The sequence below is a fragment of the Paenibacillus terrae genome (assembly GCF_000943545.1).
GTDB classification, from domain to species: Bacteria; Bacillota; Bacilli; order Paenibacillales; family Paenibacillaceae; genus Paenibacillus; species Paenibacillus terrae_A.
Window position 1 is genome coordinate 1 of record NZ_JTHP01000114.1, and the last position, 11,171, is coordinate 11,171.

At 48.7% G+C, this 11,171-nt stretch carries 7 protein-coding genes and 2 pseudogenes; all 9 read right to left on the reverse strand.

The annotated features are described in order from the left end of the window. Positions 1 to 554, reverse strand: a pseudogene (locus tag QD47_RS27770) (Wadjet anti-phage system protein JetD domain-containing protein); the annotation flags it as partial. A 535-nt stretch (positions 555 to 1,089) separates the two neighbouring features. Next, the gene (locus QD47_RS27775; protein WP_044649162.1) at positions 1,090 to 1,899 is read right to left on the reverse strand and encodes an SDR family oxidoreductase; all 810 of its coding nucleotides are present in this window, start codon (positions 1,897 to 1,899) and stop codon (positions 1,090 to 1,092) included. 247 nt (positions 1,900 to 2,146) lie between these two features. After that, positions 2,147 to 2,983, reverse strand: coding sequence for a hypothetical protein (locus QD47_RS27780; protein WP_044649163.1), 837 nt, complete (start codon positions 2,981 to 2,983; stop codon positions 2,147 to 2,149). A 12-nt stretch (positions 2,984 to 2,995) separates the two neighbouring features. Further along, the gene (locus QD47_RS27785; RefSeq protein ID WP_025685035.1) at positions 2,996 to 3,748 is read right to left on the reverse strand and encodes a vWA domain-containing protein; all 753 of its coding nucleotides are present in this window, start codon (positions 3,746 to 3,748) and stop codon (positions 2,996 to 2,998) included. Positions 3,749 to 3,823: 75 nt separating this feature from the next. Further along, positions 3,824 to 5,847, reverse strand: a pseudogene (locus QD47_RS27790) (hypothetical protein). Between the two features lie 205 nt (positions 5,848 to 6,052). Further along, the gene (locus QD47_RS27795) at positions 6,053 to 6,328 is read right to left on the reverse strand and encodes a WXG100 family type VII secretion target (RefSeq protein WP_013309990.1); all 276 of its coding nucleotides are present in this window, start codon (positions 6,326 to 6,328) and stop codon (positions 6,053 to 6,055) included. Between the two features lie 244 nt (positions 6,329 to 6,572). Then, positions 6,573 to 7,109, reverse strand: a complete 537-nt coding sequence (locus QD47_RS27800; protein WP_044649165.1) for a WXG100 family type VII secretion target — start codon at positions 7,107 to 7,109, stop codon at positions 6,573 to 6,575. 5 nt (positions 7,110 to 7,114) lie between these two features. Beyond that, positions 7,115 to 7,957, reverse strand: a complete 843-nt coding sequence (locus QD47_RS27805; RefSeq protein WP_044649164.1) for a hypothetical protein — start codon at positions 7,955 to 7,957, stop codon at positions 7,115 to 7,117. Positions 7,958 to 7,973: 16 nt separating this feature from the next. Further along, positions 7,974 to 11,171: type VII secretion protein EssC (essC, locus tag QD47_RS27810; protein WP_044649166.1), on the reverse strand; the 3,198-nt coding region annotated here is incomplete at its 5' end.

The following is an 11,171-nucleotide window of genomic DNA, read 5'->3' on the forward strand; positions in this document are numbered from 1 at the left end:
ACACGACGACTCCACATCACTGGATCGCTGACAGGTATAATGAGCATCTTGTTCCATAATCCGAGACGATCCAGAACAACCTTTCCCCCTCCATCTGTAATCCATTTTTCATCCCCCGTTAATTGGTAGCTTCGCTCGGGGGCTGGCACTTCACTGATCGGCAACCCATGTTCTACTAAAAAATGATGAATACGTTCAATATAGGGCAGATCCTTATTCCATGCTTCCTCGGACTGCGCATAATACCAATCCAGATTCATACTTGGATGAAATTGAGCAGAATGCTGTTGAATCCTTTGCAAGTGTCCCTGTCGCATGAACTGACGACGAATTTTATATTGATAAGCCAGTGCGGGGTGTTTCCCGTTCCTGCCATGCGCTTTGACCCCTACTAATATCTGCATTTCTTCGAGCTGTAGAATGGCCTCAGCAAACGTTGGATAATTAACGGCATGTCCGCTCATAAAATCTACGAACTCTTCGAGCAGAATAGTAGATTTTTTGTAACTCTGAATATGACTCAATAATCGTCTGCAAATGTCTTCTGATTCCATAGCCCCTCCTGATGAATGAGATTTTTCTTGAATAATTATACCATTTCGAAGGGCTAAGGGAGTATGAATATACCTTACTTCGTTCTATTAACGGCACCTGTTGCATTGATAGAGAATTTGGGGTGATTTCTATATATAGAAGAGTGGAGCCGATCCACTATGCCAATGATTTATATCGGAATAGATAAAGAAATTTCAATCCACGCACTCATATAGAGTGCGACCGGTAAAACGAAAAAGGAGGATTTGGGAATGGATATTTCAATCCACGCACTCATATAGAGTGCGACAGCGAAAATACAGCAATTGATACTCTAATGATATCAATTCCATACATTTTCGCAAAAAACGATGCTAAAAAAGTTTGAATCCACCCTTGACTTCTATTATAGAAAGTGGATTCTAATCCTTTTCGACAAATTTCGAGGTGCGAAGGATCCGGGGTTTTTATGTGAGCTTCACATTCGCACCTTAACCAAGACATTACATTCAGGATACCACAAAACATTTTTCCCTCACAGAGAATTCTTTAGTGCTAAAATAATAAGGATTCCGCCCCATCAATCACAATTTGCGCACCAGTAATATGACGCGAATGATCGGAGGCCAGGAACGTTACCAAATCAGCTACCTGCTCGGGTTGACCGGGCCCATTAGCCAACGGCTGCCCTCCTTCGGGAAACTGAACGGGGATGGTGATCTGCTTTAACCTTTCGGATTTCTCCGTTGTTTCATCAATATTCGTCGAAATCGCTCCAGGATAGATGACATTGACACGAATACGGAACTTGGCTAGCTCCAACGCAGCCATTTTAGCAAACCCGGTTTGGCCTGCCTTAGACGTACTGTAGGCTGACATTCCAAAGCTGGTAAAGCGCTGATTTCCATTAATAGAGCTGGTAATGATAATGCTGCCGCCACCGTTTTTTTTCAAATGCGGTACGGTATACTTCACCGTCAGGAAAGTACCGTCCAGATTCGTAGACAGCGTCTGCCGCCAATCCTCGATGCTCAAATCCTCAATCGGTCCGACAACCCCGTTAATCCCCGCATTGGCAAAAATGATATGCAGCCCGCCAAACAGTTCAACCGCTTCCAAAACGGCTTTTTCCACACGCACCGGATCGGCAATATCCACGTCAAAAGCCCGAGCGGCACCTTCACGTATAGCATTAATCTCTCTCTCCGTCTCTACAATCCGTTCATTACTGACATCAAAAAGTGCAACATTCGCTCCCTCTCTGGCCATTTGAATAGCCGTTGCCTTGCCAATACCAGAACCAGCCCCCGTGATCAGAGCCGTTTTGCCTTCAAAGCGTGCGCCTCCTGCCAGTGTATAGCTCATATGTATCGCTCCCTTTCAGTATCCTGTATAATCACAAGATTACCCAAAAAGGTATACTTTATAATCACCATTTTTGCGCATTTTTTGTTATTCCTTTGCGATATTCGAGAAAAGGACCCATCATACACCCATTATCGCACCTTTTCTTCTACTTTCTTGTTGACCGTTCGTTTCTTTCCATATATACATCAAAAAAGGACGTTATGCAGCCATCAGTATGGATGCATACGTCCTTTCCTTATTCCGTTTACCACTGCAATTCAATAAATGCAGCATCATCATCAAGCCCTCCGGTATGGGAGGCATCCAGCAAAACCTGTATCTGCTCATCAGGGACAGGCTCACGAATAGGGTCCAAATCGGATAACCCGTCACTGTATACCTGTAATCTCATCGACATATCTGCGGGTATGCTTCTTTCGTACCAATGAGGCTTACCTCCAATCGGCCCACGGCTTGTGGACCAGCGTTCCGATGTAGAGAAGGTATGATCAAATAATTGGCTGATCTCCTCTGTACCGTTCCACAGCCGTAATCGTGAATCTCCTTGCCAGGCAAGTCTGAGATGTCCGCGGGTGCCGCGCTTTGGCAGCTCGATTTTACCGCAAATATACATCGACTGGCTTCCCTGACGACGTTTATCCTCCAGCACCGAACGCATCAACCCCGATTCATGATGCAGAGGCTGCCGTTCCAGTTCCTCCGCAGCCGTGCCTGCCAAGCGTTCGAGGTACAGCCCCAGTTTATCAGCAGACAGATCCTGCCCCTGTTCCATCCAATCCAGCAAAGAGGAACCCAAATAGCGGGCTGCAAAATCTCCCTGGTAACTAAGTCCGACACCATCACACAGAACAAAACAACAGACAGATTTATGAATGCTCACTGCGGCGAAATCCTGTCCGCTTTCACCCATACTGGCAGATTCGGCAGATCTTCCGTAACCATAACGGCACATAAAACGGCTATGATGAGTCGATAGTGGCTGATCGCCCGTCTGAGAGCTGATGTAGGCAAAACGCTGCGCCAGCCGTGCATTTATTCCCTTCCTTTTGCTCATGGGGAGCAGAGACAGCAGTGGATTCATGCGTTTTCCTCCTTACCGTACAGGCGTTGCGGCCGACATTTGAAAACCGATGGACACCAGTTCCGGACAGGTTCCAGGCAGCATCATAACTGCTCCCTCACCTAGCTGATAATCTGCCTCAAACAGCATTTCCCGATAGCTTTCAGGAAGTACAGAAGACATATTACGCAATTTCACAGCATGTTCATCCTGTAACGGCGTATTATGCGTAAGACCTTTCCAGCGGCGTGGGTCCTGAATAGGCGTTTCCAGTAGTCTGTCCGATAAAAATATGTTTTCCACCAGTACATTGCCGTCCGGTACGCTCATGCTCATAATACGCTTCGCAATCGGTTCTGGATCATCACCTGTGGAAACACCATCTGTCATATGACAAACCAAAGGCGCAGGGCAATCCTGCATCCCCGGCAGCTCTGCCTGTAAAATTCGTTCGGCTTGCAAGAAAGCTTTTGCCGAATCTGAAAACCGTTTGGGCGTCAAATCGGGCAACGAACCAATCGCTGCGATTTCATCAATCCCCTTCACACCGTTGAGCAGATCATATACGTCGTCACTATAAGCCAAGATCGCAATCCGGTAGCGTGCAGTCAGCCGATTCCCTTTCGTAGAACGGAAAACCATCTGCCGGATCGCTAGTGATATAGCTTCATATACGACATCAATTCGCCGCCGCCCCTCCATGAGCATGTTCATTGACGCGCTAATGTCAATCAGGTAAATGATCAGGGCGGGGGTACGTTGTGAAGCCTGTATCGTATAATTCATCGTTTGCACACGCTCCCCTCAGTTACCTTTTATCATCTTGTGCCACTTCATCCAAGATATGAAAATATGAAAAAATTAAATTTTAGGCAGTCTGAAATTCGTATCGCTCAAAAAGTTATAGATAGAGGAAGCGCGATAACCAACTTCGCCTACCGAACGATAATAGGAAGAATTACTTTCGTACAACGCTCTAAAACGATTGGCAAAACCCTTCGCCTTCGCCGTGCTTCCGCCCTCCTGAGAAGCATAAGCCTTGTTATACAGGGAAATAAGCTGGAGAACATTCTGTTTGTTACTTGCCTGAGTTGATGCTTTTTTCTTTTTCTCCGCCCCTGCCGCCGCTTTACGTGCTGCCTCTTCCTGCGCTGCTCGGGCAGCCTGATCCTTTTTCCAAGCCAAATATTTTTCGTACTTCGCCTGCTGATCATACACGTTTTGCTTTGCCAGCCTGGCGGTTGCCTGCCTTTTTTGTTCCTTTTGAGCGAGGTAGGCTTCATATTTGACCTGCTGAGCTACAAGGGCCTGTTGTTTTTTCTGCTCTTCCTGCTGCTTTTGGGCAGTAAGAGCCTGTTGTTTGGCCTGCTGCTCAGCTTCCTGCCGTTGCTTCTCCGTCAGTGCCTTTTGAGCAGCCTCCTGTTCAGTAGCCAGCTTCGCTTCCGCAGCCTTTTTGGCTTCTTCCTGTTTGGCTGCCTCGATTTGTCGCTGATTGGACTGATCCGCCAGAATATTCACGGCTGGAATGCCAACGGCCAGCAGAACGACAGCCGCCGCCGTTGTTACAATGAACGTTTTGGAGCGATACCAGGCTGTTGATTTTTCCGGCTGCTCAAGCGGCTTTGGATTCAACTGCTCCTCCAGCCCCATGATGGCAGCCGATACCTCCACATGCAGAGGGCTACCGTCTTCTACAAAATGATACAACGAGCGATATACCTCCAGAGCCGCAGCAAGCTTGTTTTGCTTCTCCAGTTCACGCGCCTGCCGGAACAGCTTGTCCGTCACCCCACGCTCCCCTTGCTCCTGGGCCGCCTGGTTCAGTATCGCAGCTTGTTCCGCTTGGAGTGGTGCAACCAAGGAGGATGTGGCTTCCCCGGACTCACCAGTAGCTAATGCTGCTGCCTCTGTCTCCTCGAGTTCCACCGTGTCTACTTCAACAGGAATCTCTTGCTCGGTAAGTGCATTGAGTACGACCAGCCATTCACCAAAGGTAGGGCAACTGCTCAGATCCTGACTGTCCCAGGCACGGCTAAACAGCTCCACCAGCTTGCTTCCCCAGCGTGATTCCAGCGACTTGCGCAAAATATAATAACGTTCGCAAGGCGTCTGCATTTCATGCTGGTCAAAATAGCTTTCGCCCCATGCTTTATCGACCACCACACGGTCTGACCATCCCAGTATTTCGCCGATAATAATGGCCCCTGCAAAACGATCCGCATACGCGCTCCATAATCCGCTGTGAACGGTACGGTGCGCAGCATACCCCGGCGAACCCGCTAATAGAGCATCCGGACGATCCATTTTGGTACTGTACATTTGTTCCACATCGACCAATTCTACAGCTGATGTGCCTTCAGGCAGTTCCACTTCAGAAAAAACGGAAGCATGACATTCGGCGCAGATAAATCACAGTGTGCCAGTCCTTTTTGCTCCATAGCTGAGCCGATCCCTGCCAGCGCTCTGGCCAAAGCCAGACTATCGGAAGCCTCAAGCTGCTGCTGAGCTGTGAGGCAATCGAACCATGTTGTCCCATGAATCCATGGCATCAGCACTGCATATAGCAAATCAGGCTGCTCGGCGATCAGACTTCCGTTTCTTTCTGGAGTGAGCACATCACGCTTGCATACCTGCAACCCGGGGATATCCCCGTACGCTTCCATATGCTCTGATTGATAAACCATAGCCGGGATACGGAACTTTGGAAAAAACACTTTAAGGGCTTTAGCCTCATGCGGCGCTCCGCTTTTGGCATTCAGCTGGTATACGATCCCCTGCCGCCCTGCTTGAGCATAAGCCAAACCGGGTGCAGCAGGATGTCGCCCAACCACATAGGCTGTGCCGTTTATGATCAATTCGTCTCCCGGATTCGGTTGAAAAGACATGGAACATCCCTCTCCTTACATCGTTCAGTATGCTAGTTTCCTCACCCTATTATATCAATCTATGGATGGCAAGAAAACCGGGTGTCCGAAGATCGCCCGGTTTTTCCTGATAACCACTATACCAATGTACAGACCATAAGAAATGGTTCAACCATATTGCTTCTTCATAGAGTGGTATATTATAAGGTGATGCTTATCACGCATCTTACTTCGTTTGGTCAACAGTACGGAATTTATTAGCGATAGCCGTCAGTTCTTGGCTGATGCTGTTCAAAGTCGTTACGAAAGCTTGCATTTGTTTGCTGGCTTCCTGAAACTCTTGAAAGAAACGTTGTTTAGTCATACCTTCCCATTGACCTTCCATGCCTGAGATGGATTGAGTCAAGCTGGAAACGATCTGCTGGCTTTGTTCACCGCTTTGTTTAAATTGGTTGGCTACCTGATCGACCTGTTCCGGGGTAATTAAAATACGTCCTGCCATATTATGAGTCCTCCTTGATGATATTAAATGTTTTGTTTAACTGGTTCAAATTGTACTATGTTTATTTAATTTCCTACAAAAGGCGAAGGTCCTAATTGTAATAACCCCACTTTTTGACTATAAAACAGCATCTAACAATATAATATCAATAGAATTAGTGCCTAATAAGTCCCAAAAAATCAGGATTCCATGAACTGAATTTATATGGCCTCATGTGACCAGGCAGGAGAGTCCCGGGAATCTACTAAGCGACAGGCTGATCCCTAACTATAGCCGGGTCAGCAAAATACCATTCCTGCGGATTGCTGGAAGACGCCTGCTTCAAAATTTCCTGATTCAGTGTACCTGCATCCGACAACTGTACACCAGCAATGGCATGCACGACAGACTGCGGGTCCGAAATCGGACCGCTTCCTTCTGAAGGTTGCCCGGGCAAAATAGACGGTGACTGCTGATTCGACCAATCCAGCATTGTGACTGGTCGTCCTAATGGTTGGCTGGCAAATGACAGAATCGTATGATAGTTGTGGTCAACAGACTGGAACTGTTCTGCCTTTTGATTCAATTGTGCACCTGATGTATGGAGGTAAGCATGAATCTGCTCCGACATTCGCTTGGCCTGCATCCAATGATTCAAGACCGTCTCACGTGTAGATACATCCCAATCCATCGATTGTAACGCCTGCTCCAACCCTGCTGTTAACTGTTGAATTTGCTCCGCCGCATGCTGTAGCTGCCCGCTAAGCCCCCGAAGCACATCCGGTTCAACTCGAATGCGCATATCCATCACCCTTCTTCTGTCGCTTCTTCAGTTACTGCCGACTGTCGCAGCCAATTTAATAATAAATCCACAAACTGATCTCTTGATGCCATGGCTGCAATAAGCCAATCTCCGTTGCCATTAGAGCTCATACGAAATATCCAGTTCATCGTTGGACACAGGACAAACGCAACCCGCTGTGATTCCCACTCCCTGCCGTTCCAGACCAGCAATTGCAGTTCTCCTTCAGCTATGCGGGAACTCAATGACTGGGCAAGTCTCGCAGACCCTTCTGCATCTCCGCTCGCCTCGGTCAGTTTGCTGTTAATCTGAGAAACACTGTCTCCTGCAGATTGCTTGTAAATTTCATGAAATGCCTGCTTGGAGAACATGAGCGCAGGAGATTCAGGCACGAGCCGATCTCCCCAGCCCATTTTATCAATCAATGTCTCGCAAGCCTTCTCCACGTTACCCAGATCATACAGGCGGTACTCATCGGGTTCATCAACGGATTTTACTAGCTCCACGACACGCTCGTTCGTGCAATGGAGGTAACCTTCGAACTGCTTGCCGCCCCGCGCATAGCGTATGCGGCAAGCCCGGTTAGATAATCCCGCGATAGCAACCCTCGAAAAAACGGTAGGGGGCATTGCCAACTCAGTACCCTCATCTACTCGCTTTAGATAACCCTTTTCCAGAAGAGAGGCTTTTATCTGCTCCCACTCTTCCGCCAACTCTTCTGCCAGATAGCCCTTAAACGGATCTTCCACTCCAAGCAGCCTGTCAGAACCCAACACGCCTGCCAGGAAAAACAGTTCCTTCGACTTGAGGGTTATTAACTTCTGCTTGGAAGCTTGAAACGTTAACATTATGAGCCACCTCCCTTCAAACTACAACATGCCATCGGTCACGAATTTTCGTTATCCAATCCTCACAGCTCACTTGCTCTGAGAAGGGAATTGCCGCTTTTATCCTGGTAAATTTGCGCCGTACGTAGTATCCCTGCCCAGGGGGCAGGACTTTTAGGCCACCAGCGGCGGCATTCGCTTCTGAATAGGGGATACGAAAGAACGATAAATCATTCGAATCCAGTGTTCCGAAAAGCATGCCGCTTTGACTTGCCTTAACATCATTAAACCAGTCCACGCCAAAGGTTGGGAAATCAGATGGCACGCCCGAGAGCACGACATGCACGTTGCGATCACGTCCCAACCGCACAATGGCAGAAAGCTGATCCTTTATCGTAAAATCGTTCAATTGCTTGCTTAGCATATCCGCATCATCAATGACCAACAGCAATTCGGGATCATTTCCGTCCTTGTTCCTCTGTTGAACGATATCATAAATTTGCTGTACCAAAGGTCCAAGCTCTTCCTCGCTTTCAGCAGCAACTTTGACATGAGAAAGATGTCGCAATCGGGATAATCCCCCGCCTCCATAGCGGGTATCAACCGTATAGACTTCCAATTGACTCGGCGATGTGTAATAAGCCAGCGAAATGATCCAGCTCATGAGGAAAGAGGTTTTCCCTCCCTCCATAGGACTGCCCACGATAAAATTAGGACCTTCCTTGAGATTCAGTAAGAAAGGCTCCAGATCGTCGCTCTGTAGCCCTACAGGCACCTCATAAGGAAGCGCGCCCGAAGGCCCACTCGTCCCGTCCCACTGCTGAAGCAGTTCCGCCAACGGGATTCGCTCGGGCAACGGAAGAATAGCTGGGGCGTTTTTGCCCTTCCATTCCTGTACGATGCCCGCGATATTGCGGCGCAACCGCGCTGAACGTTCCGTTTCATCTTCTCCGGGTGAAGGCAACGCCGTCTGGAATTCCAGCGGCGGGATATGCCCTTTAACCAAAGCCCGGCCCGGGATTAGAGGCCCTGGTGTTTTGGCTGGTCGTCCTACCGCATAATAATAATCACTCGGATCAGACATTTCAAAAGAAACAGCGTTCGCAATATTACTGCGGAACTTCTCAAACACATCGGTAATCCGATTCGCTGTAATGATAAATGTAATACCGAGACTGCCACCTTCACGCAAAAGAGATTCCAGCAGCTCATTTTCATCTGGATAAGCATTACGGAAATTAAGGTAGCCATCAATGACTACGATAATTTGCGGCACATCCTCAACAGCAGAACGTCGATAAGAGCTTATCGTTTTGACACCAGCTTCGGAAATCATTTCCTTACGTACAGCTACCTGCTTGAACAGATAACGGAACAACCGCTTGATCCGGTCGTCCTCCTCTGCCATCATAACAGCACCGATCTGGGGAAGTTCCCCAAAGTCGCGCATCGTTCGACCCATATCAATGATATAACCGTTCCAACGGTTCGCATGAAAGCGCTGAGCCATCGACATTAGCATTGTTTGCAAAAAGGTCGTTTTACCCATGCCCGGCATACCGTACACTGCCCAATGACCATGATCCAGTGATGCATAAATCGGCTCTTGTCGCTGGTTCGGCAAATCATCAACCAGACCCATGACCGCCTTCAGCTCTTGAGGCGCTGTTGGACTGCCCGTTTCGGCGCATGGAGACAAATCAGTTAAATCCAGCAATTCGGGCAGCGGCGGAAGCCACGGTCCCTGAAGCCGTTCGATCCCTGCCTTGGCAGCTTCTTCTGCAATATAATCAATGAATATCTGGAGCTGTTTGGGAGCTTCTTCTCCTTTTAAGCCTGAGCTTGCCCGTTCGCCGCCAGTCAGCAGCGCTTCACGCTTGCCGTTCAGTCTCACCTCATGGACAGGCAATGCGGAAGAAATATCGCTGTTGCCTACATACGGGGCACCGCTCCAGGCAAACTGCATCTCTTCAAACACCTCATCACTACCGACCTGAAAATACCCTCGTCCCGGCTTCGTGATCCACGCGGCATTCGGTATTTTCAACATATCACGGCTGTCGCCTTCGCTCTGCACCCGTAAGCAGATACGGAACCTGGAGTTACTCCAGATTTTATCGTCCACCACGCCGGCAGGCTTTTGAGTCGCCAAAATCAGATGGACACCCAATGTCCGCCCAATGGCGGCAATACTGATCAACTCATCCATGAACTCAGGCTGATCCCGTTTTAATTGTGCAAATTCATCAATAATAATAACCAGATGAGGCAGCGGTTGTGTGTGCCGCTGCCGGAGCAATCTGTAATATTCATCAATATGCTGCAAATTGCCCGCATCGTTTAATATTTTCTGTCGGCGGACCAGTTCTGCTTTTAGTGATATTTTGGCGCGTTCGATCAGGTTATTGTCCAAATTCGTAATCGTGCCCACCACATGCGGCAAATTGACGAACGTATTGGACATACCGCCGCCCTTGTAGTCAATCAGCATAAATGCAAGATCATGCGGGTGAAACTCAGCAGCAAGGGAAGCTACGATGGACTGAATAACCTCACTCTTCCCTGAACCTGTCGTACCGGCGATCAAACCGTGGGGACCGTGTCCCTGGCGCTCGATTTTATCATGCAGATTAATCATGATCTTCTTGCCGCCTGCCCGCACACCCATAGGTACAGGTAATGTATCAGGGTAGCGGTTGCGCCGCCACCGTTCTGACACGTCCAGTTCTTCCACACCCGCTACGCTCATCATATCGAACAGTGGCAGCACAGAGGGAATATCGGAAGCCGAGGAACGCTTCAAGCGAATAGGAGCCATATACCGCGCCAATGCATCTGCTTCCTCTCTCGACAGACGATCCGGTTTAAAACTTTGCTGTTCAACCTCCGCTGACTCCGATTTGCGGGCATATACGCCCTGCTCCTTGGAAGCCTCCACGATAAGTTGACATTGCATCGGCAAAGCTTCCTTTCGGGAAGCCAGAACGATTGTGCACGCATCAATTGCCCGTCCGTCCTCCAACAGCAACGGGAGCAGCGGTTCTTCTTCAATTAGCTGGCTATCTGATAAAACAACCACATAACACGGGACCTCCATCCCTTTTCCATGACGTTCGTTGCGGTTGTTTTTACGGCGGTTCAATCTGGCAAACAGAAAGTCCGCCAATTGATGGGCGCTACTGCTGCGATCTGACATCATCCGCCCGGTTCTGTCATCGTCCCACACATGCGGAAG

What these genes read in the sequence shown, in the direction of transcription:
- QD47_RS27805 (WP_044649164.1), bottom strand. Translation starts at nt 7,957, where the DNA reads ATGTTAACGTTTCAAGCTTCCAAGCAGAAGTTAATAACCCTCAAGTCG.
- QD47_RS27780 (WP_044649163.1), bottom strand. Translation starts at nt 2,983, where the DNA reads ATGAATCCACTGCTGTCTCTGCTCCCCATGAGCAAAAGGAAGGGAATA.
- QD47_RS27795 (WP_013309990.1), bottom strand. Translation starts at nt 6,328, where the DNA reads ATGGCAGGACGTATTTTAATTACCCCGGAACAGGTCGATCAGGTAGCC.
- QD47_RS27785 (WP_025685035.1), bottom strand. Translation starts at nt 3,748, where the DNA reads ATGAATTATACGATACAGGCTTCACAACGTACCCCCGCCCTGATCATT.
- QD47_RS27800 (WP_044649165.1), bottom strand. Translation starts at nt 7,109, where the DNA reads ATGCGCATTCGAGTTGAACCGGATGTGCTTCGGGGGCTTAGCGGGCAG.
- QD47_RS27775 (WP_044649162.1), bottom strand. Translation starts at nt 1,899, where the DNA reads ATGAGCTATACACTGGCAGGAGGCGCACGCTTTGAAGGCAAAACGGCT.